18 protein-coding genes are annotated in these 25,855 nt (G+C 56.5%); 4 read left to right on the forward strand and 14 right to left on the reverse strand.

Going from position 1 to position 25,855, the window contains the following annotated elements; genetic code table 11:
- Positions 1 to 223: 223 nt before the first annotated feature.
- From ACYZTY_RS12930 to ACYZTY_RS12995, 14 genes are all read right to left on the reverse strand, one after another.
- Entirely contained in the window at positions 224 to 1,408 is a 1,185-nt protein-coding gene (locus ACYZTY_RS12930) for a hypothetical protein (protein ID WP_461958807.1), read from the reverse strand.
- 227 nt (positions 1,409 to 1,635) lie between these two features.
- A complete protein-coding gene (locus tag ACYZTY_RS12935; protein WP_461958808.1) occupies positions 1,636 to 2,574 on the reverse strand; it encodes a carbohydrate kinase family protein in 939 nt (312 codons plus the stop codon).
- Between the two features lie 13 nt (positions 2,575 to 2,587).
- Positions 2,588 to 4,084, reverse strand: a complete 1,497-nt coding sequence (gene xylB / locus ACYZTY_RS12940) for a xylulokinase (protein WP_461958809.1) — start codon at positions 4,082 to 4,084, stop codon at positions 2,588 to 2,590.
- Between the two features lie 186 nt (positions 4,085 to 4,270).
- Positions 4,271 to 5,743 carry a mannitol dehydrogenase family protein gene (locus tag ACYZTY_RS12945; protein WP_461958810.1) on the reverse strand — a complete coding sequence of 491 codons (1,473 nt, stop codon included), beginning with the start codon at positions 5,741 to 5,743 and terminating at the stop codon, positions 4,271 to 4,273.
- Between the two features lie 15 nt (positions 5,744 to 5,758).
- On the reverse strand, positions 5,759 to 6,862 hold the full coding sequence (locus ACYZTY_RS12950; protein WP_461958811.1) for an ABC transporter ATP-binding protein: 1,104 nt from the start codon (positions 6,860 to 6,862) through the stop codon (positions 5,759 to 5,761).
- Between the two features lie 118 nt (positions 6,863 to 6,980).
- Positions 6,981 to 7,811 carry a carbohydrate ABC transporter permease gene (locus ACYZTY_RS12955; RefSeq protein ID WP_007936731.1) on the reverse strand — a complete coding sequence of 277 codons (831 nt, stop codon included), beginning with the start codon at positions 7,809 to 7,811 and terminating at the stop codon, positions 6,981 to 6,983.
- Positions 7,812 to 7,821: 10 nt separating this feature from the next.
- Positions 7,822 to 8,748: a carbohydrate ABC transporter permease gene (locus tag ACYZTY_RS12960; RefSeq protein ID WP_461958812.1), complete on the reverse strand. Its 927-nt coding sequence runs from the start codon at positions 8,746 to 8,748 to the stop codon at positions 7,822 to 7,824.
- Positions 8,749 to 8,994: 246 nt separating this feature from the next.
- Positions 8,995 to 10,305, reverse strand: coding sequence for an ABC transporter substrate-binding protein (locus ACYZTY_RS12965; protein ID WP_461958813.1), 1,311 nt, complete (start codon positions 10,303 to 10,305; stop codon positions 8,995 to 8,997).
- A gap of 344 nt (positions 10,306 to 10,649) precedes the next feature.
- Positions 10,650 to 11,555 carry a helix-turn-helix domain-containing protein gene (locus ACYZTY_RS12970; protein WP_461958814.1) on the reverse strand — a complete coding sequence of 302 codons (906 nt, stop codon included), beginning with the start codon at positions 11,553 to 11,555 and terminating at the stop codon, positions 10,650 to 10,652.
- 81 nt (positions 11,556 to 11,636) lie between these two features.
- Positions 11,637 to 12,524, reverse strand: coding sequence for a phospholipase (locus ACYZTY_RS12975; RefSeq protein ID WP_461958815.1), 888 nt, complete (start codon positions 12,522 to 12,524; stop codon positions 11,637 to 11,639).
- Positions 12,525 to 12,682: 158 nt separating this feature from the next.
- Positions 12,683 to 13,582 carry a phospholipase gene (locus ACYZTY_RS12980; RefSeq protein WP_461958816.1) on the reverse strand — a complete coding sequence of 300 codons (900 nt, stop codon included), beginning with the start codon at positions 13,580 to 13,582 and terminating at the stop codon, positions 12,683 to 12,685.
- 138 nt (positions 13,583 to 13,720) lie between these two features.
- Positions 13,721 to 15,022 carry a glycosyltransferase gene (locus ACYZTY_RS12985; protein WP_461958817.1) on the reverse strand — a complete coding sequence of 434 codons (1,302 nt, stop codon included), beginning with the start codon at positions 15,020 to 15,022 and terminating at the stop codon, positions 13,721 to 13,723.
- Positions 15,023 to 15,130: 108 nt separating this feature from the next.
- Positions 15,131 to 18,868 carry a hypothetical protein gene (locus ACYZTY_RS12990; protein WP_461958818.1) on the reverse strand — a complete coding sequence of 1,246 codons (3,738 nt, stop codon included), beginning with the start codon at positions 18,866 to 18,868 and terminating at the stop codon, positions 15,131 to 15,133.
- A gap of 232 nt (positions 18,869 to 19,100) precedes the next feature.
- Positions 19,101 to 19,460, reverse strand: coding sequence for a response regulator (locus ACYZTY_RS12995; RefSeq protein WP_461958819.1), 360 nt, complete (start codon positions 19,458 to 19,460; stop codon positions 19,101 to 19,103).
- 258 nt (positions 19,461 to 19,718) lie between these two features.
- Here ACYZTY_RS12995 and ACYZTY_RS13000 point away from each other — a divergent pair, with 258 nt between their 5' ends.
- Genes ACYZTY_RS13000 through ACYZTY_RS13015 form a run of 4 tightly spaced genes read left to right on the forward strand, consistent with a single transcriptional unit; the run spans position 19,719 to position 25,808 of the window.
- The gene (locus ACYZTY_RS13000; protein ID WP_461958820.1) at positions 19,719 to 23,210 is read left to right on the forward strand and encodes a response regulator; all 3,492 of its coding nucleotides are present in this window, start codon (positions 19,719 to 19,721) and stop codon (positions 23,208 to 23,210) included.
- Positions 23,210 to 24,043 carry a CheR family methyltransferase gene (locus tag ACYZTY_RS13005; RefSeq protein ID WP_461958821.1) on the forward strand — a complete coding sequence of 278 codons (834 nt, stop codon included), beginning with the start codon at positions 23,210 to 23,212 and terminating at the stop codon, positions 24,041 to 24,043. Before ACYZTY_RS13000 ends, ACYZTY_RS13005 begins: the two co-directional genes overlap by 1 nt.
- Positions 24,040 to 24,633 (forward strand): chemotaxis protein CheB, encoded by a 594-nt coding sequence (locus tag ACYZTY_RS13010; protein WP_461958822.1) that lies wholly within the window; start codon positions 24,040 to 24,042, stop codon positions 24,631 to 24,633. The genes ACYZTY_RS13005 and ACYZTY_RS13010 overlap by 4 nt, the downstream gene beginning before the upstream one ends.
- On the forward strand, positions 24,627 to 25,808 hold the full coding sequence (locus ACYZTY_RS13015; RefSeq protein WP_461958823.1) for a hybrid sensor histidine kinase/response regulator: 1,182 nt from the start codon (positions 24,627 to 24,629) through the stop codon (positions 25,806 to 25,808). The genes ACYZTY_RS13010 and ACYZTY_RS13015 overlap by 7 nt, the downstream gene beginning before the upstream one ends.
- Positions 25,809 to 25,855 lie beyond the last annotated feature (47 nt).

Genomic DNA, 25,855 nt, shown 5'->3' on the forward strand with positions numbered 1-25,855 from the left:
CCTGAGCGTCGCTGTGTCACAGCTTTGCGGCGAACAAGAATCGGCAGTCATTTACAGACTAAAGTTGTCGTTGTCCCGCCGAACTACGAGAAGTTTGCCCGGGTGCGGACCGGTTGATTGTGAGTTACAACTTTTCGGTGTAGGGAAAAAGGGCGCCGTATAGGGCGCCCTGGATGCTTGTATTCGTTGGTAGATTTAGCGCTGCACTCCGCGTGAAGTCTTCTCAGGGCAACATTTCTGCCATGAATTCTCCGTTGGGAGAAATGGCAGCCACTCCACCGGATTTGCCACCCCCCACCATAGTGAACTCTGCCGGCTTCGACCCCACGACACTGCCATCCACTTCGCGTCCATCGTTTTCTTTTCTCAACAGCAGGACGTTATTGTCGCTTAAGCTTCTGACCTGACCGAAGGTCTGACCTTTTGGTGCAGTGACAATGTTGATGGCGACGTCCTGAGGGTGCCAAAAGCCGGGATTTGGAATGCCGTTCAAATCGCGGTACTCAAGGCCAATGTTGCCGCTGCTATTAACGGCGACGCCAACAACGCTAGACGTAAAGTTTTGCAAGTCGAGTACTTGAGGCTCCGGGTTCGACCAGTCCCAGTAAGTTGCCATGGTCTTGTTGGTCGCCGAGACACAACCCCCTACATATCTGTTTGAGTTACTGACGGCTCTAATCTGGCATGACGAGTAAGTCGGTGGGACGTTCATCTTAATTGCGATAAAACCAGAGATATCTTTGTAGGCAATTTTCGCGATGCCTTGCCCTGCATTATCAGTGCAGTTGAGCGCGACACGAGGCGCATCGGGCGCCATCTGATCGTTGATCGCAACCGCCTGGCAGTTATCCCTGGGGGTTGACACCGTCATCGGGTTTTTAGCATCAATGGGGGTCCACATCGATGCTGTGGCGCGGCCATTTTTGTCGATGCTTTGTCCCACAACAAACCCACTGTTGTTGTATGCAACCGCTTTCGTACTGACGTCGTCGGGGTTTACCGGGTCTTGGAGAAGTCTGCGAAGCGGTTCAAGTTTAGTGGCGTGGTTATAGGGATGTTTCCAGATCGTCCCGAACCACTGGCCGTCTTTTTCTTTGCAGTTGCCTGAAACAGTTCCGTCGATACCGATTCCCAGAACTTTGCAATCTTGTCCCTGTACAAGGCTCGGGAGGAAGATCGGACCGACGACGGCATCCGAGCGCCAGACGATCACCGCGCCGTCAGGTGCCGTGCAGTTCCCAACAGCGCGATTATAGTTGTTGATGTCGATCACTTCGCACGAAGAAAACTCTTTGGGCATACGTACTTGGAGGGTTGTGGCAGCGATGGTTTCAGCGCCGTATGCCAAAGCGAATGTTGCCAGGATCGCGTTCAGCGAAGTTAGGTTTTTAGTTGTACTCCATTTCATTTTCTCTGCTCCATCTTGTTAGTATGCCCGCTCGAACCTGATCGTGGTTCGAATCCGTAACAGCAACATGCAAGAGCAGTGAATATCAAAAAATGAAACTCGAATACTGTCAGATCTAACAGTAGACGACCACTATTACAGCGTATTTACTTACCTGTTGAAGTGGGCACTTTTCTATTCGTGAAATATTGGTCCCGGCGGGATTCCTTTACCGCAGGGACGATCTGTCAGTTGAGTTGGCGCCGATACGGCAAATCCGGCCCGGTCTTGCTGCACGTCAGCGCCGCTGCCTGCACCGCAAATTTCAACATCCCGTCGATTTGCTCGCGTTCAAGCGATTGCACGCCCTCAACCGAGTCCAGCTGCTGCTCGGTCAGCCAAGTAATCAACGCCGCCTGGAACGTATCGCCAGCGCCCACGGTGTCGGCGATTTTCACCGAACTCGCCGGCACTGACCAAGAGCCATGCATACGGCTGAACACCGTCGCACCCTCGCCACCACGGGTCAAAAATACCAATTGGCAGCGATGCTGCAGCCAACCCTCGATCACCCGCTGCGGATCCTGCTCGGGGTACAACAGGCTCAAATCCTCATCGCTGACTTTAATCAGGTCCGCCAACTCACCCAGCGTCGCGATCCGCGAACGCCACAGGTCGATGTTCGGCTCAGGATTGAGTCGCACATTCGGATCAAGGCTGATCAAGCGTTTACCGCTTTCGCGCCGCACCAACGCCAGCAGCGTGTCGGCAATCGGCTGCACCACCAGGGAAAACGAGCCGATGTGCAAACCGCGCACTTCTGGCCCCAGCTCAGGCAGATGCTCAGGTTTGAGCTGCCGATCCGCGCAACCTTCGCCGCGGAAGCTGTAATGAGGTGAGCCATTGGCGCCGACGGCAACCATCGCCAAGGTCGTGGGCGCAGCGAAATCGACCAAATAGTCGGGACGCACGCCTTCATCTGAAAGCACTTGCTGCAACCGCCGGCCAAGGTAGTCGGTCGACAACCCGGCAAACAACGCCGACTCGACACCCAACCGCCGAAGTCCGACCGCGACGTTGAACGGCGAACCGCCGGCAATCGCTTTGAAATTCACTTTTGAAGCCAGGCCGCTGGCGTCGTCTTCACTGAAGAAATCGAACAGCGCTTCGCCACACACCAGATACATAATTGTTCGCTCTTTAAAGGGTTGCGACATGCTGTTGATAGCGCTCATAGGCCTGCTGACAGGCCGCTACATTGTCGGCAATCGGCAAGGTTTCACTGGCGGGATCGAGTTTTACGCAACGCTCGCAGAGGTCCGCCAGGCTGTCCTCGTGGCCGTTTGCCCAAGACTTGCACCACGCTGCCTGTATCGCCGCGCCGAGGGCGGCGGCTTCGCTTTGTTCGGTGCAGATGACCGGAGTGTTCATGATGTCGGCGACCATCTGCCGCCACACCGGACTTTTCGAGCCGCCGCCGATCAGGCAAATGCTGCGGCTTTGTAAGCCATTCTGGCGCAGCAGGTCCAGCCCATAACGCAAACCGAAGGTCGTGCCTTCCACCACGGCGCGGCACAGGTTGGCCTGGGTCAGGTTGGTCATGGTCAAGCCCAGCAGGCTGCCGGTGGCGTGGGGCAGGGCGGGGACGCGCTCGCCATTGAGGAACGGCAGCATGCACACGCCTTCGGCACCGATGGGTGCTTTCGCCACCAAATCGTTGAACGGCTCGATATCGAGGTCGAACAGCTCGCGAATGACCCCCGTGGCGTTGGTCAGGTTCATGGTGCAGATCAGCGGCAGCCAGCCACCGCTGGAGGAACAGAAGGTCGCGACCGACGCATCCGGGCTGACTTTCGGCTGGTCGGAATAGGCGTACACCGTTCCCGAAGACCCAAGGCTCATGGTGATCGCGCCGGGCTGGATGTTGCCGGTGCCGATGGCGCCCATCATGTTGTCGCCGCCACCGCTGGACACCAGCGCTTGCGGGTTGATGCCCAAGTGCTCGGCGATACCGGGCAGGATCGTGCCGACCGCTTGATGCGCATCGATCAACTCCGGCAACGCGGCTTGCAGGCGTCCGCTCGGGTCGATGTCGCGCAGCAGCTGCAAATCCCACTGACGGCTGCGCACGTTGAAATACCCGGTGCCTGACGCGTCGCCGTACTCGCTGCAACTGCGGCCGGTGAGCCAGAAGTTCAGGTAGTCGTGGGGCAGGAGGATGCGGGCGATTCGGGCGAAAATGTCTGGGTGCTGTTCTTTGGTCCACAGCAACTTGGAAACGGTGTAGCCCGGCGCGATGACCACGCCGAGGCGCTCCAGCGAGCCTTTGTCGCCGCCGAGGTGAGTCAGCAGACGGTCGTTTTCCGGGGTGGATTCGGTGTCACACCAAAGCTTCGCCGGACGCAGCACCTGGCCCTGATCATCGAGCAGCACCAGGCCGTGTTGCTGGCCGGAAACGCCGATGCCGAGGATGTCCTGACCGTCGACTTTCGCGGCGAGTAACGCACGGCGGGTGGCCTGGGTGAACGCTTCCAGCCACAGACTGGTGTCTTGCTCGCGACGACCGTTGGGGGCGCTGATCAAGCTGTGCGCGGCGGCGCCCTGGCCGAAGACCTGGCCGCTGAGGGCGTCGAGGATCACGGCTTTGGTGCCTTGGGTGCCGCAGTCGATGCCGAGGAATAGGTGTTGGTTTGCCATGGAAAGTCCTTGGTGTGTCTGGTCGATCTTGGTGAAGCCATTCGCGGGCAAGTCGGATCGCCGCACCGCTCGCTCCTACAGATCCGGAGTCGACCATTTAAATATGGCTCTACACTGGCGTTGTAGGAGCGAGCGGTGCGGCGATCCGACTTGCCCGCGAAGACGGCGGTGGTCTCACCGCCGCACTTACGCCAGAACCCGCTCCAACGTCCGCGTCACACCCACCTCTCGCAAGCTGTTACAGCACCATTCGAACGCCGCCACAAACTCCGGTGAGCGCGGAATCGCTGTCCCGAAAATCTCCTCAACCTCCAGCAACCGCTGGGTAATCAATACATCGTCCGCCACCAGTGCCTGGCAGAACGTCGCCCGTGGATCGGGAATCGAGTAGGTATCCCCATTCTCATCCACCCCCTTCAAATACAACGCCCAGGCCGCCACTACCAGCGCGGCACGCTTGGTCTCTTGGCCATCGGCAATCAGCCGATTGATCGTCGGAATGGTGAATTTGGGAAACTTCGACGAGCCGTCCGAACACACGCGCTCCAGCTGATCGGCAATCGCCTGATTGGAGAAACGCGCCACCAGCGTGTTCTTGTAATCCGTGAGATCAATCCCCGGCACCGGCGACAGCTGCGGCGTGACATCCAGGTCCATGTAGGCACGCATGTAGCGCACAAACAGCGGGTCATTCATGGTCTCGTGAACGAAGCGATACCCCTTCAAAAACCCCAGGTAGGTCAGGGCCAGATGACTGCCGTTGAGCAGTTTGATCTTCATCTCTTCATATGGCATGACGTCGTCAGTAAATTGCACGCCGACCTTTTCCCAGGCCGGACGCCCGTTGACGAACTTGTCTTCCAGCACCCACTGCACAAAGGGTTCGCAGACCACTGGCCAGGCATCGTCGACCGCGTGCTTGTCGGCCAGTTGCAGGCGATGCTCGGTGCTGGTCATCGGCGTTATACGGTCGACCATGGCGTTGGGGAAACTCACGTTGCTGTCGATCCAGTCGCGCAGATCGGCATCGCGTAAAGCGGCGAAGGCCAACAAGGCCTTGCGGGTGACCGCGCCGTTGTGCGGCAAGTTATCGCACGACATCAAGGTGAAGGCCGGCGTGCCGGCGGCGCGGCGTTTGGCCAGCGCGGCGCAAAGAAAGCCGAACACGGTTTTCGGTGCGTTCGGGTTCGCCAGGTCATGCTGGATTTGCGGCAGGTGCGCCATGAACTCGCCGTTGCTGTCGTCGATGCAGTAGCCGCCCTCGGTGATGGTCAGCGAGACGATGCGGATCTCTGGACTGGCGAGTTTGTCGATCAAAGCGGCTGCGCTGTCTTCGGCCAGCAGCATGTCGCGAATCGCGCCGATGACTCGGACTTCGGTGTCGTCGGTGTCGCCCAGTTCGAACAGGGTGAAGAGGTAGTCCTGCTCTTTCAGATCGTCACGGGCGCGGCGGTCTTCGGCGCGCAGGCCGACTCCGCAAATCGCCCAGTCCAGGCCTTCGCCGGTGTTCATCAAGGCGTCGGTGTAATACGCCTGATGGGCGCGGTGAAAACCGCCGACGCCGATGTGTGCGATGCCCTGGCGCGTATCGCGCAGGGTGTAGGCGGGCAGGACCACCTCGGGGGCGAGGCGGTTGAGGTTCTGTTTATTGAGTTTCATCACAGGTTCTCTAAATCAGGCCGCTGCGCGCAGCGGGCGGGTCAGCGCCACGCCGTCGGCATCGAATAAATGGCAGTGTTCGGCGTCCAGGTGCAGGCTCAAGGCTTCGCCGTAACGGCTGGCCAGGTCGCCACGAACCCGCATGGTCAGCGCTTCACCGGAAGAGGTCACGACGTGGCAGAAGGTGTCGCTGCCCAGGCGTTCGCTGACGTCGGCGGTGACTTGCAAGGTGCAGTCACCGGTTTGCGCGAGGTTGAGGTGTTCCGGACGAATGCCCAGGGTCACCGCGCCGCCGACGTTCAGGTTGGCGCGGGCCAGCGGCAGCGTGATGCGGGTGCCGGCGTCCAGCAGGACTTCACAGTTTTGGCTGTCGACGCGGGTAACTTTGCCCTTGAGGAAACCCATTTTCGGCGTGCCGAGAAAGCCTGCGACGAACAGGTTGGCCGGCTGGTGGTACAAGTCCAGCGGCGAGCCGACTTGCTCGATTTTGCCACCGTTGAGGACCACCACTTTGTCGGCCATGGTCATGGCTTCGACCTGGTCGTGGGTCACGTAAATCATCGTTGCTTGCAGGTCTTTGTGCAGACGCAACAGTTCCAGGCGCATCTGCACCCGCAGGGCGGCGTCGAGGTTGGACAGCGGTTCGTCGAACAGGAAGATTTTCGGGTTGCGCACGATGGCGCGGCCGATGGCGACCCGTTGACGCTGGCCGCCAGACAGTTGCTTCGGCTTGCGCTCCAGCATCGGCCCCAGCTCAAGGATGCGTGCGGCTTCGCCGACTTTTTTCTCGACTTCAGCTTTCGGCACACCAGCCAGGTCGAGGGCAAACGACATGTTTTTGCGCACGCTCATGTGCGGATAAAGGGCGTAGGTCTGGAACACCATCGCCAGGTCGCGCTTGGCCGGGCTGACTTCGGTGATGTCGCGGCCATCGAGTTCGATGGTGCCGCCGCTGACTTCTTCCAGCCCGGCGATCAGGCGCAGCAACGTGGATTTGCCACAGCCCGACGGGCCGACGAAGACCACGAATTCCTTGTCGTTCACTTCCAGGTCGATGCCCTTGATGATGGAAAAGCCTTCGAAGCCTTTTTGCAGATTCTTGATTTTCAGGTTGGCCATGATGATGGGCCTCCACTTGTTGTTATGTAGGAGCCAGGCTTGCCGGCGAAGGCGTCCGGAAGATCGCCTTCGCCGGCAAGCCTGGCTCCTACAAGGGATCGTGTCGTGTCAGTAATCTTCATTTCACGGCGCCGAACGACAGGCCGCGGACCAATTGTTTCTGGCTGATCCAGCCGAAGATCAGGATCGGCGCACAGGCCAGCGTCGACACTGCCGACAACTTGGCCCAGAACAGACCTTCAGGGCTTGAGTACGAAGCGATCAGCGCGGTCAGCGGCGCGGCTTTCGACGAGGTCAGGTTCAGCGACCAGAACGCCTCGTTCCAGCACAGGATCAGCGACAGCAACACCGTGGAAGCGAGACCACCCTTGGCAATCGGCAGCAGCACCCGGACCATTTCCTGCCACAACGTGGCGCCGTCGAGGCGTGCGGCTTCGAGGATGTCTTTGGGGATGTCTTTGAAGTAGGTGTAAATCATCCAGACCACAATCGGCAGGTTGATCAGCGTGTAGATCACGATCAGTGCGATGCGCGTATCGAGCAGGCCGAAGCTCTTGGCCAGCAGGTAGATCGGCATCAGTACGCCCACCGGCGGCAGCATTTTGGTGGAGAGCATCCACAGCAGCGTGCCTTTGGTGCGCTGGGTTTCGTAGAACGCCATCGAGTACGCCGCCGGCACCGCAATCAGCAGGCACAGAGCAGTAGCGCTGAACGAAATCACCACCGAGTTCCAGGCGAAGCTGAAGTAATCGCTGCGCTCATTGATGTGCAGGTAGTTCTCCAGCGTCGGGGTGAAGATGAACTGCGGCGGCGTGGCGAATGCGTCGATTTCGGTTTTGAAACTGGTCAGCACCATCCAGAAGATCGGGAAGAAGATCAGGATCGCGATGGCCCAGGCCAGGGTGCCGAGCAGCAGGCTTTGCAGGCGGCGGGATTGTTGAAGAGTCATGGCGCGGGCCTCAGGCTTTGTCTGTCAGGTTTTTGCCGATCATCCGCACCAGCACAATGGCCGCGATGTTGGCGATCACCACCGCGATCAACCCCCCGGCGGACGCCATGCCGACGTCGAACTGCACCAGTGCCTGGTTGTAGATCAGGTAGGCGAGGTTGGTCGAGGCGTAGCCGGGACCGCCGTTGGTGGTGGTGAAGATTTCAGCGAACACCGAGAGCAGGAAGATGGTTTCGATCATCACCACCACCGCAATCGGCCGCGCCAGATGCGGCAGGGTCAGGTGCCAGAAAATCGCGATCGGCCCGGCACCATCAAGGCGCGCGGCTTCTTTCTGTTCCTGGTCGAGGGACTGCATGGCGGTCATCAGGATCAGAATCGCGAAGGGCAGCCATTGCCAGGAGACAATGATGATGATCGACAGCAGCGGGTAATGCGCCAGCCAGTCCACCGGTTGCGCGCCGAACAGCTTCCAGACGTAGGCGAGAATTCCCGACACCGGATGGAAAATCAGGTTCTTCCAGATCAGCGCACCGACGGTGGGCATGATGAAGAACGGTGAGATCAGCATGACCCGCACGATGCCGCGACCGAGGAATTCACTGGCTTCCAGCAACGCACTGATCAGCACACCCAGCACCACACTGATCAGCAGCACGCTGCCGACCAGTAACAGGGTATTGGTGGCGCCGGGCATGAACCCGGAGTCCGTCAGGAAGTACGTGAAGTTCTCAAGCCCCACGAACTGGTTTTCACCGGGGTACAGCAGGTTGTAGCGGATCATCGAAAAGTAAACGGTCATGCCCAGTGGCACGATCATCCACAGCAGCAGCAACGCAACCGAGGGACTGACCAGAAACCAGCCGGGATTGGCCAACCGGCTTCTACGCACCGGTTGGGGAATGTCCATGTGAGCTTTGGCAGTTGAAATATTCATGGCATTAAACCGATTAGGACAGACAGACGAAGATCAACATGTGGGAGCGAGCCTGCTCGCGATGGCGGTGTATCAGTCACCCACAATGTTGAATGTGAAGCCGTCATCGCGAGCAGGCTCACTCCCACATGGATTGCGTCAAACCTGTAGGAGCGAGGCTTGCCCGCGAAGAGGCCGGTACATCCGATACATCTTCAGCGGCTGGAACACCGCTATCGCGGGCAAGCCTCGCTCCTAGAGGTGGGGTTACTTGGGATAACCGGCGCGCTTCATCTCACGTTCGGTGGTTTGCTGGGCGGCCGTCAGGGCCTGGTCGACCGTGGTCTGGCCGATCAGCGCCGCCGAGAACAATTTACCGACCTGGGTCCCCACCGCCTGGAATTCAGGAATGGTCACTAACTGAATGCCGATGTAGGGCACCGGTTTGAGGGTCGGCTTGCTCGGGTCTGCCGCTTTCAGCGATTCCAGCGTGACCTTGGCAAACGGCGCGGCGCTCATGTACGCCTCGCTGTAAGTCGAGGCCCGAGTGCCGGGCGGCACGTTGGCGATGCCGTCTTTTTCGGCGACCAGCGCGCCGTATTCCTTGGACGTGGCCCACGCGCTGAAGGTTTTGGCCGCGTCCTTGGCCTTGGAACTGGTCGGGATCGCCAGCGCCCAGGAGTAGAGCCAGGCCGAACCTTTGTCGGTGGTCTCGTGGGGGGCGTAGGTGAAGCCGACGTGCTCGCTGACCTTGCTTTGAGTCTTGTCGGTGACGAAAGAGCCGGCGACGCTGGCATCCACCCAGATCGCGCACTTGCCGCTGTTGAACAGCGCCAGGTTTTCGTTGAAACCGTTGCTGGAAGCACCCGGAGGGCCGGACTTCTTCATCGTGTCGACGTAGAAGTTCAGAGCGTTTTTCCACTCGGGGCCGGTGAATTCCGGTTGCCACTTCTCATCAAACCAGCGTGCGCCGTAGGCATTGGCGACGGTGGTGATCAGCGCGATGTTCTCACCCCAGCCGGCCTTGCCACGCAGGCAGATGCCGTACTGTTCTTTGTCTTTATTGGTGAGTTTGCTGGCGAATTCGCCGATCTGCGTCCAGGTCGGGTGCTCAGGCATGGTCAGCCCGGCGTCCTTGAACAGGTCGGTGCGGTAATAAGTGATGGAGCTTTCCGCGTAAAACGGCAGGGCGTACAGCGAGCCCTTGACCGAAAGGCCTTCACGCACCGAAGGGAAGACATCGTCGAGGGCGTAGGTGGCCGGCAAGTCCTTCATCGGCTCCAGCCAGCCCTTGCCCCCCCAGAGTGCGGCTTCGTACATGCCAATGGTCAGCACATCGAACTGCCCGCCCTGAGTGGCGATGTCGGTGGTCAGGCGTTGGCGCAGGACGTTTTCTTCCAGTACCACCCAATTGAGCTTGATGTCCGGGTGTTCGGCTTCGAAGGTTTTCGAGAGCTTTTGCATGCGGATCATGTCGCTGTTGTTGACGGTGGCAATGGTCAGGGTCTGAGCGCCGAGGCTGACGCTGCTGAGGGTCATGCAGGTGAGGGCAAGCAGAGCTTTTACAGAAGGTTGCATCGTGCACTCCTTTTCTGCACCCGGTGGGGACAGAAGGACAGTTATTGTTTTTGTGTCTTCCGAAGGCAAGGAAGAATGTGCACTGATTACAGCCTTCAATTGAGGATCAGACAAATCATCCGTCGCACTTGAATCGATACTATTTTGCACTGGGATTAAAGGAGGGAACTGCCAGGACAGGCTTCGCGGAGGTGAATGGTCATCGAGTTTGTACAGGTTTACGGGCCTCTTCGCGGGCAAGTCGGATCGCCGCACCGCTCGCTCCTACAGGGATATACGTAAAACCTGTAGGAGCGAGGCTTGCCCGCGAAGGCGTACTAAAGATCACCCCATTACCAAGACGATCAACTCAGGTTCTGCTCAGTCAACCGTTGCACCGCCAGCCGCCGGTAATGCGAAGGCGTCATGCCCTTGAGCTGCTGAAAACGCCGATTGAAGTTGGAAATATTGTTGAAGCCCGATTCGAAACACACATCGGTCACCGTTTTGTCGCCATCGGCCAGCAGCTCGCAGGATTTGCTGATACGCAGGCGATTGACGAACTCGATGAAGCAGCGCCCGGTGGCCTGTTTGAACACCCGGCTGAAATAAGTCGGCTTCATACCCAAATGCTCGGCGACTTCTTCGAGCGGCAGCTCGCGGGCGTAATGCGCAAAAATGTAATCCACCGCCCGGTTGGTGCGATCGATGTTGTGTTCATCCGCCAATTGCGGCGTGGTGGCCCCCGACAGCAATTGAAAATCGTCAGAAGCCGCGAGCAGTTCCAGCAGAATAAAAAAGTGCCCCAGCCGCGTGATGCCTTTGGTATCGGCGATGCGTTGCATCAAGGTCATGGCCTGGCGGATGGTGCGCTTGCAACGAAATTCGATGCCGTACTGCGCGCGCTCCAGCAGGGGCGCCAGGGTTTTGAGTTCCGCGAACACCTGATGACCGCTCTCGAACAACTCATCGGTGAAATTGACCAGCATGTCGCGTTTGGGCACTACCTCGTCTTCGGCCACCTGGCTGATCCAGTTGTGGGGCAGATTGGGGCCAGTCAGGAACAGTGATTCCGGGTAAAAGTTGCCAATGTAGTCGCCGATGAACACCTTGCCGGAACTGGCGACGATCAGGTGCAGTTCGTATTCCTTGTGGAAATGCCAGCGTACCAAAGGGCAGGGGAATCCATGCTGGCGATAGATGATCGACAACCCGTTGTGGTCGTCCATCAGTTCGTAGGAAGGATCGGTGACTCTGGCGGTTCGGGTCATGTCAGGGCGCTTTTTATTGTCATTGCACCCTGATCATGCCTCTTTCCAGACCTGTAATGCCAGCTTGCAACGCTACAGGCGTTATGCCGGTTCCCGATGATGCAAGGCATGACCGTAAACGGCTTTCATGCTGGTGGCCGTCCAGCAGTAACGTACGATCTCTGACTCATCAAAAAAGTCGGTACTGATGATGCAGCAGCGCGTCACCCAGTCCCGGGTGGGATTGAACCAGTCATTGATCTGGTTTTTGATGTCTTGAGGCCCTCCCAGAAACGCGTAGCTGGTGGCCGATAACGACCATAGAAATGTTCCGAAAGGCGGGTTTTCCAGAGTGGTGGAAATATGGGTCTTGAGATCCTCGGTGTCGGTAAACCGCCTGCTGCTCCACTTGTGTGTAATGCGCGGCCAGAAGTAATCCTCATCCAGATCCCGATGTGCAAGCGCCGACAACACCACCCTGCGACGAGTGCTGATCCGCTTGAGTTCGCCGATGGTTTTTGTGTCGTTGTCGGGCGGTATGACCCGCTGTCCGAGTCGACTCACCAGAAGATCATTTAGTTTTTGATAATCAAAGGGCTTGGACCCGTCTTCGAGCTGGTGGAAATCCAGCACAATGAATTCATCCGGATTACGGTCAAGGAACGCTAAAACGGCCGTGATCAGTTCATCGAGGACGCGATGGGACTGGTGTCCATTGTGATGAAAATAGAAGATCGACTGGTCAGCACCCTCCCTGTAGCCCAAGCGGATATCAAAGGCCCGTGCGCCGTTGGACAGTTGCCAGGCAAATGAGCCGTTTTGACACGTCGTCCAGTTGCCGATGACCACCTCATAATTAGGTGCTTGTTTATCCATGCCGGCGTTATGGGCGCCAGGCCAGACGACATCGGTCAGTTTTATACGATCGATGTCGAGGACATTACTCATCCATTTTTGTTTGTCGAGATTCCCTTCTATAGCTTGTGTCATGCTTATTCCCGTCGGTTACCTTCGCCCCATCCATGAGGCGAGTTAATTGATGTGTATGGCAAAGCATAGAAGGGCACCAAGACAATGCCAGCAGCGGAAATATTTTTATATATGTAGCGAATTAATGGCGCGACGACAGTTGCACTTTGATTGAGGTATTAGCGGTGCTTGGCGTTCGCCTTGATGATATTGGCGTTCCGGCAATGGCGCACCAACGTCGAGGCGTCCAAAAAGTCAATATTGATAATGCTGCTATCTAGTACCCAATCGTTAACAGCAGGATCAAACCATTGATCGAGGTGCTCCGCGATGTTCACCGGCCCTCCCACTGCATGGTAGCTGGTGGCGGACAGTGACCATGGCAGACCACCAGGCGGGTACTTCATCACCTGTGTGATATGGGCATGCAGTTCGCTGACGCTGGTGGTCGCGATACCGCTCCATTTGTGTTCAATTTGCCGACAGAACCAGCGCCAGTCCAGGTCCGGATGGCTGCCAGTGGCCACCAGTACTCGTTGAACGTCACTGGCCTGCTTCAGTTGTCCCAGAGTCAGATGCGCATTGCCTGAAGGGATCATCCGGTCACCCAGGTGCGTCAACAGGAGCCTGCTGAATTCCTTGAAATTGAAAGGAATGCTGTCCGACTTCAGCTCATGAAAATCGAGCAGGATGAATTCGTCAGGGTTTTCCTGAAGAAAACGGATAACGCTCGTGATGACATTCTCCAATGAACGAGAGGACCGGAAACCATTGTGTTGAAACCAGAACACAGCGACGCCGTTACTTTTGATTTCATACTCCAACCTTAAATCAAGTGCGCGAGCGCCATTGGTCAACTGGAAATAGAATGAGTTGTTTTGACAGGCTGCCCAGTGGCTCACGCCAGGTGCAACGTAAGAGGCTTTTTTGTCGACGCCTGCATTGTGAGTGCCGGGCAGGGTAAGTTCCGCGAACGATAAAGAATCCAGCGCGGGCGTGTTACTCATCCAGTTGTTAAGTGTGATATCCGCGTTTTCGTACAGGGGATATTCCAGGTCGTTTATAAGGGCGACAGGCATGAGGCATCCTTGCAATTCAAATAAATAGTTAGTGTGGTAATCGCTCACGCGCAACGTTAAGCAATCCAGCGCCTATTTATAAGTATGCGTCCATAAAAAACAAACTAAGGGTTGATGCAAGACGTATCTTTTTCAGTGTCAGGCGTCTTCTCTGTGGCGATTCTTCGCTTCAATCCATTGCGACATGTACTGAGTGCTCTTGTGCTGATGATGTCGCAACATGCTGCCGGTGAAATTATCTCGGCGAATAGAGGACAGTCGTTGTCGGCAGTCCTCGAGTCGGGCAATCAACGCCGGACCGTGAGTGTTTTGCTGATAACGATTCGTCAACAATTGCAACCCGAATGTCTGCGCCTTCAACCACAGCGTTTTGTCCGTATGGAGTTGCACGGCGCAATCAGCGAACGCCTGGGCTGATCGGGTGACTGATCCCGGCCACGGCTCGTCGCCGTGCATGGCCTCAGCGCCTATCGGTGTGGTGACATTCGGCGTGCCGCAAATCATTGCATCGATGATCTTGCCTTTGATCCCGGCACCGAACCTTAGCGGCGCCAGGCACACGCGCGCCGCCGACATCACTTGCAAGGCATCTTCCGCCCAGTTCATGACATGAAACCCCTGGGCCGGATTATGCAGTGCAGTGGCCTTGGGTGGCGTGTAGGCGCCGTAGATGTGCAGCTGAGCGCTGGGCAGTTGTGCGCGGATCAACGGCCAGATCGCGGTCTTCATCCAGAGCACCGCATCCCAGTTCGGTGCGTGTCGAAAGTTGCCGATGCTGAGAAAATGCGCCCGATCTTCGAAGGCCGGGGCTGGCACACTCGGCGTTTCCACCATCAGCGGACACCAATGCAACAAGTTGCGCGGCATTTTGAATTGCTCGACCAGCAACTCGATTTCCACTTCCGAGATCATCAGGTTCAGATCGCATCGATACAGTGCCGCAATCTCTCGTTTCGCCAGATCGGTATCGGCCATCAATTCGAACTCTTCGCGCAACGCCGGCGCGAAGAGTTCGTTGAAATCATTGTTATCGTCGCTGGCCTTCAAGCGGTCTTTGAGTCGTTGATGTCGCGCCTGGCGCAGGCTTTGCAAATCCGAGGTTTCAAGGACACGCAACGCCTCAGGACAGTGTTTTTCGACACGCCAGCCGAACTGCTCTTCCATCATGAACTGGTCGAACAGCACGATATCCGGCGCCAATTCACTGATGAACGCGTCGAAACTGCTGTTGTTCAACTCGATAGGCACTTCGCGGATGCCCAGTGCCGTCAGGTCAGCTCGATGTTCACCGGTGCCGGCCGGGCTGCTGAAGGTGATGTCCCAGCCTTGTTGCAAGAACGTATCGAGGATCTGCATGACGTGCCCACTGGCCGCCGAAGAACGAGGCTCGGGCCAGACGTAACCGATGACCAGGACTTTGGTGGCGGGCGGCTGAGTCATGAACAGTGATCCTTTGCAGCAAGCGAGGGGGCAAAAAAGGGCGCAATTAAACCACAGTACCGTAGTGGTCGCATGCGCCCGGTTTCAGTCACTCGGTACGTCTGAAGCTCAGAGAATGTTGATTTTTACCAGTGTCTGCCCGCTGATGTATTCATGGTTGGCATTTTTTAGTGCCGCTTTCATGATCGCTATATTCTGCTGATAGGCTTGCTTGTTGGTCTTTAATTGGCTGAGCAACGATGTCGTCAATGCAAACGAGTCGGCATTTTTGAACGCCGTGCCGCTGTTGTAGTTGGCATTTGGAAAGCTCGGTAGGCCCATGGATATTTTACCGTTGGCGAGATTCAGGAGTGGACTTACGTCCAATTGCTGAGAACCACGTTGAAATATTCCGCTGTGTCCGGCGTAGGCGAAATCTTTGGTCTTCGGCGTGCCGTGGAAAATTTCATGAACGAAAGTATCGGCAGTGATGCCCGGGTTGAAATGATCCTTGCGATAAGCTTCGTTGAAGTTGTTGCTGTAGACCCGGATGAATTCGTTATTGGCATTTTGCGCTTTGTTGCCGGTCTTCCAATCGTTGTAGAGCCCCCAATGTAGCTCGGCTATTGTCTCGCTTTCTTTACTGCTATCGATTATGAAGTTGCCAGGTTTGATATTTGAGAGATCCTCTCTTACTGCAATCAGGTAGTCGCGGTAAGTACTTCGGGCTGCGGAAGAGTCATTCGCAAGCAGAAGGTTAAGAACCGCATTCGATTCCTGAATCAGCGTGGGGTCATTCAATACGTGGATGGCATCGTCTACTTTTTTGCTGGCGAGCGGTAAACCTTCTTTGATCACCGAACGAGCGTAACTTTTAGGCATGACCCTATGCCAACCAGGCACTCGTATAGGGTCTTTGGTGATCCGGAAGTTCTTCAGGGCCGGTCCCCATGGTTCGCCAGTGCGCAGATTGAGACCGAACCACTGTTTCTCGTCGCGGATTGCCCATATCGAGACCGGCTCGCCAGCGTCCCCCAGCGGTCGCCATGTACCAAATACGACATCTTTGCGATTTACCGCCTTGAGGAGGTCGTAGGATTGCGCGCTGCCAGTCAGTCGATGCAGTTGAAACGTCGCGCTCTCCAACGCAGCCGCTGCTTGTGAGCTTAGTTTCAAGAAACCTTTTTTAAGCAGACGGGCACCGCCAAACAGTAACTGAGGCGTTCCGTCCAGCGGATTGAAAATGGAGAACGTAACGCCTGCACCGATTCTGGCCAAGTGCGCAGTTCTTGAGGTCAGTGAAGCCGTTTTCGCGGCAGCGCTTGCAAACTTTCCGGCAACACCGACCACCGTTCCGAGAAGGGCGAGCCCATCAATGATGCACCCGACGGCTCCTTCGGCCTGGCGCGTTTTGTCATCTGATGAAAGGTCTTCAATGCACCTTTTGAATGGAACAACCAGGTCGATGATGAACGTGCCAATGCGTTCCGCCTTCTCGCGTTCAAGCTCCAGCGCCGTTCTACCTTCGGCGTTGCGATACAGCTCTTCGTAACTGGCCATGGGGCGGTGTTTGAAGATGAAGGAAGCGATCGCCTTGAATGGCTCACTGCAAAAACTCTGGTAGGGGCCGCTGGTCGTGGGCGCAAGTGGCAACGTGGCAGGCAACACGCCGAGTTTCTCAATCACCGCGTGACTGGAAATATCGGTAATGGGTTCAACACCTTGGTTGTAAGCGTTGAAATCAATGGGCAGTGAAAGTGGGCTGATCGCTGGAGTCGGGTCAGTCATGCTCCCCTTGAAGTCCACTCTTGAAAGCGAATTGATTTTGCCTGAGTTAACAAGAATGCGTCCGAGCCCCGGGTTTTTTCGACATTCGCCACGCAGCGTGAATACTTCATAACAGCTGAGTCGCCCCTGGTATGTCGCACACAGCACAATTCCGTATCGACAGGTGGCGGCGTCTTTGTCGATCTGTGTTTCTTTAAGTTGCCCAGGTTGGGTATTGGCGCCCACCAGGCCGACTGAACTGCCCGACATGTTGTGCAGGATCGCTACCGGTTTTCGAATGGTATAGAAGCTGACTTCGCCCGCTTGAAGTGCAATTCGATCTTGTTGAGGTAACTGCGACAATGCCAGCTTGATCGTTGCGACAATCGCGGCTTCCAGTTTTTCGTAGTATGCATTGAAGGCTGGCTCAAACAGCTCGCTCACTGGATACAAGGTTGTCACCTGCGGGAACGACGTATAGACACTCGTTCCTCTGCGATCCCACTCACCTGGTGCCAGATCATCAGACATGTGCAAGTCGACCATGGACATCTTTAACGAAGATCCTCGGCTGCCATAAAATCCTTTGCCTTCCTGAACAAAGATTTTTTTGTCAAGGAAGTCGCACCCCGCAAGCTCTTTCTGCAATTGAGTTCGCGCGAGCGTCTCCCGGGAGGGTAGAGGACTGCTCAGCGCACTGATCACGTTGTCGAAGTCATGGATATATTGTTTGAAGGCGAAGGTCGCATCCTGCAAGACGCGCTCATCGTAATTGCCATCAGCATCAGGCGAAACGACGCCGTTAATAGCCGCCCAATTGATAACCGGGTTTATGGTCACAACGCTTTGCAGCAGAGACAGTTCTTTTGTTACAGGCTCAAGTGCGGCGAAGTCGAGCAATTGAGCGTAATTCATTATGCGCGATGATCCAGGGGCATTGAGTTCGGCCAGCGCTACTGCCTGACTCAGTGTTACCCAGGCCGGGGTGCCCAGGCGCAAGGATTCGGGGAGGTCCCTGACGGTGAATTCGGGCGCGATCCCCGCGAGTAAAATCAATGATGCCAATGGTGTCGCAAGACCCGCGCCTTTGTTCAAACGGTGGAGGTGGTCCTCAAGGTCTGCGCGTACTTCGAGTGGACTCCGATCAACATTGCCAGGTTGATAAAGGTCGTAGCCCGCAATCTGATTTCGTACCTGGCCGGCAGATGGGTCGAATCCAAGGATGATCGCGGCCAATAGCAACGACTGAAGGTGTTCTTTACACGCAGGTTGTCCTTCCAGGCTGCCATACCATCCAACAACGGCAGAATATTCGCGTGCCCATTCGATCGCACGTTCGGTCTCCAGAATCTGGTCCAGCAAGTAACCGGCTCCCGCTTCAACCTCTTCAATCGGTTTCCCGGCAATCACAGGTCGGGCGAGCTCTTCCAGTATTTCATGAGGATGCTTGAACACTTGTCGGGTGAGCGCCAACACGTGCTCACGTTCCTCGATACTCAGCGAAAACGGAGAGTTTTCGGAACCGGAGAGTGCGTACCAGTAGTTACCCACCGGCGGTGAGTCGGGCAAGTCGATGTGTAAGAAACCAATAAGGTTTTTTGTTTCGTTGACAGTTTTCGGGATGTCGAACTGATGAAAAGTCAGCCACTGCTCGACGCTGACATGGTCATTAAAGTAAATATAACCGCCTGCCAGCGCCGCGATTTCAGCGATCAATGACAACGATTCTTCGAGGTCGGGAAAGTATTGAAGTTTGTCATTCAGACTTGTCCACGGGGTGTGTCGACGTACATGCAGGTCGCCCTGTGCGCTCACTCGAAGGCAAGACGCCTTGTCAAATATTGCGAGGGTTTCACTGAGCTTTGAAAAGTCGGGGGTGAGCACCAGCTTTTCCAGTAATGCTCTTCCAGGATCGTAGATGTCATCGAACGAAGAACCCCTGGAGTGAGGGATTTGCAAGCTTGAAAGATCAACTTCCTGATGATCTTCTGCACCATGAATAAGAATCTCCAATGCACGGTTGATATCCTCTTTTTCACTGCGATTGACTGTTGTCAGTTGGTCAGGTGCTGACGTGTGTGAAGTTCTGATGCTGGCCATAAATAAGTCCGTTCTTTGGCAGGGGTCGATAGTCGGCGGCAATCCTCTTTTGATTTAGATTAAGTAGCAAGATCAGTAGTGTGATGGCTTGTTTCAAAAAGGTGGCAAGGCGCGTTGGATGAGCAAAGGTGGAGTGCGTCGAAGTAAGTAATGGCCCGATATAGTTTGCCGGTGGCACGGCAAACTATTTGAGAGAGTAATAACTTCTAAGGTGGGAGAGGTTAATGAACTATCAGGCGAGCATGCCTTTGACCTTGTCCCGCAACTGATCAATGGAAAACGGCTTGCCGATCACCTGCATGCCTTCAGGTACATCAATACTTTCGGCATAGCCACTGGCAAACAGAATCGGCAACTCAGGGCGCAGCATCCGGGCCTGTGTCGCCAGTTCACGGCCGTCCATCACTGGCAAACCCACATCGGTCATCATCAAATCGATGTACTGGTCTTCATCGTTGAGAAATTCGAGCGCCTGCTCGCTGCCATCGGCCTCAAGGACCTTGAACTCCAGCTCCTCCAATACGTCGACGATCAGCATGCGCACAATGGCATCGTCTTCTACTACCAGAATGATGGACGGGTCGGAGGACATAAGAGGGCTCTCAAGTGAAATTCAGGGTCGCCGGTCGATCGAAATCGCCGGGCTCCAGCATGAGTAAGTGGCAGATCCCGACAAGTTCCCAACGCTGTGCAAAAAAGAATAGCTGTACAAGAGGCGGCAGGATAACCGCTCCTTTGACCGAGAGCAGCTAAACGCAGGGATTTGCCCGGATCCACCTCAGAAAATTGGATCAATGTGCCAGTTTTGGGGCAAACTCCTTGGTTTTGAACAGTTCGACAAGGCCTTCCCATGACCCCTGCGTCTTCGGTTGATGAGCAACGATTCCGTAAACTCCTGAGCCGCAACATCAGCCTGCCGTTGGGTGTCGGTGTGCTCAGTGCGGTGTTCTTTGTCGCGCTGATCACCTACCTGCTGTCGGTGATCCAGTGGGTCGAACACACCGACCGGGTGATCAATAACGCCAATGAAGCGGCGAAGTTGACCGTTGATCTGGAAACCGGGATGCGGGGGTTTCTGCTCAGCGGCGATGAGCATTTCCTCGACCCCTATGAAACGGCCAAGCCGAGAATCGCGGTCGCGCTCAATACCTTGCTCGAACTCACCGCCGACAACCCGGTTCAAACCGACCGTCTGCACAGGCTTCAGGCCTTGCAGCAGGAGTGGGCCAACTACGCGCAATCAATGATCGATTTGCAACGCGCCAGCGGCGACTATCGCAGTGCGGTCAAAGCCGGGCGCGGCAAGCGGCTCACCGATGAGATCCGCAAGCAATTCGACGAAGTGATTGACATGGAGCAGCAGTTGCGCACGACGCGCAACGAGGACGTGCGCCGCACCACGATCTGGAGCATCACCCTTTACCTGTTGTTCATTCTCGGTATCAGCGGTTTGCTGGCCTATATCGGCCGTCGTGATTTGCTCAACCTTTCGCAAAATTACAGCGCCAACCTCGCTGCGCAACAGGCCAGCGCCTCGCGTCTGGAACAGCAAGCGTGGCTGCGCAATGGCCAGACCGAACTGGCCGAACAGGTGTTGGGGCAACTCTCCCTCAATCTGTTGGGGCGCAACATCCTGCAGTTCTGCGCGCAATATCTGGGCTCGGCCGTCGCCGCTATTTATGTGCGTGAAGAACATGGCGGCCTCAAGCGTGTGGCGTCATACGGTTTTTCTCGCGAGCAGGAAGAGCGCGACCAGCAGATTTACAGCGATGAAGGGATTGTCGGGCAGGTAGCGCAACAGGCTCGCCTGATCCGTCTCGATAACGTGCCAAGTGACTACTTCAAAGTCAGTTCCGGCCTGGGCGAAGGCCTGCCGCATAGCGTGCTCGTGGTGCCGACCAGCGACGATGACCGAGTCAACGGTGTGATCGAACTGGGCTTCCTGCGCCCGCTGGACGACCGCGACATCGAGTTACTTGAATTGATTGCCGGCAACATCGGTACGTCGATCGAGGCCGCTCGTTATCGTCAACGTTTGCAGGAAGTACTGGCCGAAACCCAGCAACTCAACGAAGAGCTGCAAGTTCAGCAAGAAGAACTCAAGACCGCCAACGAAGAACTCGAAGAACAGTCGCGGATTCTCAAAGAGTCACAGGCTCACCTGGAAACCCAGCAAGTCGAGCTGGAGCAGACCAACGAGCAACTTGCCGATCAGGCGCAGATCCTCGCCGACCAGCGCGATGCGATGGACCTGAAGAACACCGAACTCAATCAAGCCCAGGTTCAGCTTGAAGAGCGCGCCGAAGAATTGCAGCGTTCGAGCAAGTACAAGTCCGAATTCCTTGCCAACATGTCCCACGAACTGCGCACGCCGTTGAACAGTTCGTTGATCCTGGCCAAGTTGCTGGCAGAAAACCCTCAGGAAAACCTCAGCGCCGAACAGGTGAAGTTCGCCGAGTCGATCTATTCCGCCGGCAACGACTTGCTCAATCTGATCAACGACATTCTCGATATTTCCAAGGTCGAGGCCGGCAAACTGGAGATGCGTCCTGAAAACACCAGCGTTGCGCGTCTGGTGGATGGGCTGCGCGGGATGTTTGAACCAATGGCCGCTGACAAGAAGTTGAAGTTCGAGGTCGAGCTGCAGCCCGGTTCGCCGATGATGCTGTTCACCGACCGCCAGCGTCTGGAGCAAGTCATCAAGAACCTGCTGTCGAACGCGGTGAAATTTACCGAAAAAGGCACGGTCAGCCTGACGGTGGCGTCCCAGCCAAACGATGGCATCGCCTTTATCGTCCGCGATTCCGGGATCGGCATCGCCGCCCACCAGCAGGAAAGCATTTTCGAAGCCTTCCGCCAGGCCGACGGCACCACCAATCGCCGTTATGGCGGCACGGGCCTGGGCTTGTCGATTTCCCGGGACCTGGCCGCGTTGCTGGGAGGTTCGATCAGCGTCACCAGCGAACCGGGGCAGGGCAGCGTGTTCACTCTGGTGCTGCCACAGCAATACGTTGAACCGAACGACGTGCCGATTGCACCGATGCAGGCCACGCCGGTCGCCATGGCGCCGAGAGCGGCAGCGCCCGTGCTGGTACCGTTGATTGCCGAAGTCGATATCCCGCGTTTCGACGATGACCGCGGCAAGGCGCCATTCACCACCCGTTGCATTCTGGTGGTGGAAGATGAACCGAACTTTGCACACATCCTCTTCGACCTGGCGCACGAACTGGGTTACCAGTGCCTGGTCGCCCATGGTGCGGACGAAGGTTACGACTTGGCCAGAGAGTTCATTCCAGACGCCATTCTGCTGGACATGCGCCTGCCGGATCATTCCGGGCTGACCGTGTTGCAGCGTCTGAAGGAACATGCCGAAACCCGCCATATTCCGGTTCACGTGATTTCCGTCGAAGACCGGGTCGAGGCAGCCATGCACATGGGCGCCATCGGTTATGCGGTAAAGCCGACCACGCGCGAAGAACTCAAGGACGTGTTCGCCCGCCTCGAAGCCAAGCTGACCCAGAAGGTCAAGCGGGTGCTGCTGGTGGAAGACGATGATTTGCAGCGCGACAGTATTGCTCGCCTGATCGGCGACGAAGATATCGAGATCACCGCCGTCGGCTTCGCCCAGGAAGCGCTCGACCTGCTGCGCACGACCATTTTCGACTGCATGATCATCGACCTGAAGTTGCCGGACATGCTTGGTAATGATCTGCTCAAGCGCATGTCGACCGAAGATATCTGCTCGTTCCCGCCGGTCATCGTCTACACCGGACGCAACCTGACCCGGGACGAGGAGACCGAACTGCGCAAGTATTCACGCTCGATCATCATCAAGGGCGCTCGCTCACCTGAGCGTCTGCTGGATGAGGTCACACTCTTTCTGCACAAAGTCGAATCCAGGTTGTCCCATGAACGCCAACGGATGCTCAAGACCGCGCGCAGCCGCGACAAGGTCTTCGAGGGTCGCAAGGTGCTGCTGGTGGACGACGATGTGCGCAACATCTTCGCCCTGACCAGTGCGCTGGAGCAAAAGGGAGCAGTCGTGGTCATCGGCCGGAACGGCCGTGAAGCGATTGAAAAACTGAATGAAGTCGAGGACATCGATCTGGTGTTGATGGACGTGATGATGCCGGAGATGGATGGTTTCGAAGCCACCATCGAGATCCGCAAGGACCCGCGCTGGCGCAAGCTGCCGATCATTGCAGTCACGGCCAAGGCCATGAAGGACGATCAGGAGCGCTGCCTGCAAGCCGGCTCCAACGACTACCTGGCCAAGCCCATCGACCTGGATCGCCTGTTCTCGCTGATTCGCGTGTGGTTACCGAAGATGGAACGCATTTAGTGGAACGCATTAATTCAGTGGAGCGAAACAGCGAAATCGAATTGCGGTTGTTGATCGAGGCGATCTACCTCAAGTACAGCTACGACTTTCGCGACTACTCTGGCGCTTCGATCAAGCGCCGGGTCAAGCATGCGTTGGTGCAATTTGAGTGCAACACCATTTCGGCCCTGCAAGAGAAGGTGCTGCACGATCCGACCGCGTTCATGCAACTGCTGCAATTGCTGACGATTCCGGTCAGCGAGATGTTTCGCGACCCTTCGCATTTCCTGGCGATCCGCAAGGAAGTGGTGCCACTGCTCAAGACGTATCCGTCGATCAAGATCTGGATTGCCGGTTGCAGCACGGGTGAAGAAGTCTATTCGATGGCGATTCTGCTGCGCGAAGAAGGCTTGCTCGATCGCACCATTATTTACGCCACCGACATCAATCCGCGTTCGCTGGAGAAGGCCAAGCAGGGGATTTTCTCCATGGAGAACGTCCGCGCCTACACTCATAACTACCAGCAGGCAGGTGGCCAGCGTTCGTTCGCCGATTACTACACGGCAGCGTATGGCTACGCGATTTTCGACAAGACCTTGTGTGAGAACGTGACCTTCGCCGATCACAGTCTGGCGACCGACAGCGTGTTCTCAGAAACCCAATTAATTTCGTGTCGTAATGTTTTGATCTACTTTAATAAAAAGCTTCAGGACCGGGCGTTCGGATTGTTCCATGAATCCCTTTGCCATCGTGGATTCCTGGTGCTGGGCAGTAAGGAAACCCCCGATTTTTCGGCCTTCGGCAACCAGTTTGTGCCCTTGGTCAAACAAGAACGGATCTACCGTAAATCATGAAAAACGCAGCGGATTTGCCTACTGTGGAGGCTATCGTGATCGGTGCCTCGGCCGGTGGCGTGGAGGCGTTACTGGATATTCTCAGTCCGCTGCGCAAAGGATTCGCGCTGCCGATCATCGTGGTGCTGCACCTGCCTGACGAACGTCGTAGCCACCTGGTCGAAGTGTTTGCCCGGCGCGTGGCCATGCGAGTTCAGGAGGCCCATGACAAAACGCACGTCGAAGCGGGAACGCTGTATTTCGCCACGCCCGGCTATCACTTGTCGGTGGAGCAGGACCGCTCCTTTTCCCTGAGCCTGGAGGACCGCGTGCATTATTCGCGGCCCGCCATCGATTTCCTGTTCGAGTCGGCTGCCGATGCCTACGGCAAGCACCTGGCGGCCGTGCTACTGACCGGCGCGAACCGCGACGGTGCCAGCGGTCTGGCTCAGGTAAAACGTTACGGGGGCCTGACCATCGTCCAGGACCCGGACGAAGCCCAGGTCGCAGCCATGCCTCGGGCAGCGTTAGCTTTGCATCACCCGGACCACATTCTCCCCATACGCGGCATCGGCCGTCTGCTTGTCGAGCTGGAACGAATAGCATGCTGAGTAACATCCAAGCCAAACTGCTGATTGTCGACGATCTGCCCGAGAACCTGCTGGCGCTTGAGGCATTGATCAAGCGTGAAGACCGCATGGTCTATAAAGCCTTGTCCGCCGACGAAGCCTTGTCGTTGCTGCTGCAACATGAATTCGCCATGGCCATTCTCGACGTACAGATGCCTGGCATGAACGGCTTTGAACTGGCCGAGTTAATGCGCGGCACGGAAAAAACCAAGAACATCCCCATTGTGTTTGTCAGTGCCGCCGGCCGCGAGCTGAACTACGCGTTCAAGGGCTACGAAAGCGGTGCCGTGGACTTCCTGCACAAACCGCTGGATATTCATGCGGTCAAGAGCAAGGTCAACGTGTTTGTCGACTTGTACCGCCAAAGCAAGGCGATGAAGCAGCAGGTCGAAGAACTGGAACAGGCTCGCCGCGAACAGGAAGCGCTGCTCAAGCAATTGCAGACCACCCAGAATGAGCTGGAGCAAGCGGTGCGCATGCGTGATGACTTCATGTCGATTGTCGCCCACGAAGTCCGTACGCCGCTCAATGGCCTGATCCTCGAAACCCAGTTGCGCAAGATGCACCTGGCCCGGGACAACGCGTCAGCGTTCACCCTCGACAAGATGCACGCCATGGTCGACCGTGACGAGCGGCAGATCAAAAGCCTGATCCGTCTCATTGAAGACATGCTGGATGTTTCACGCATCCGCACCGGCAAGCTGTCGATCCGCACGACCCGATTCGACCTCGTGCAATTGGTCAGCAATTTGTTGCAAAACTTCGCGCCGCAGGTCGATGCCGCCGAGTGTTCCGTTGCGTTTACAGCTGAACAGCCAGTGGTCGGCAACTGGGACGAATTTCGTATCGAGCAGGTTATTTCAAATCTGCTGACCAACGCCTTGCGTTATGGTGGCAAGAGCCGGATCGATGTGAGGGTCTACTGTCACGAGGGTCAGGCGCGGGTCGAAGTGCAGGATCGCGGGATCGGTATCAGTGAAGAAAACCAGAAGCGTATTTTTCAACAGTTCGAGCGAGTGTCAGCCAAAACCGTGGTCGCGGGGCTGGGGCTCGGACTGTTTATTTCCGAACAGATCGTCGCCGCCCATGGTGGCTCCATCGCCGTCGAGAGCAAGATCAACGAGGGCGCCTTATTTCGCGTTTGTCTGCCGCTGTAGGAAAACAGCCCGATAAACGCAACCTCTGATCGACCCCATGGTCGTAT

The sequence above is a fragment of the Pseudomonas sp. LB1P83 genome (assembly GCF_054897885.1).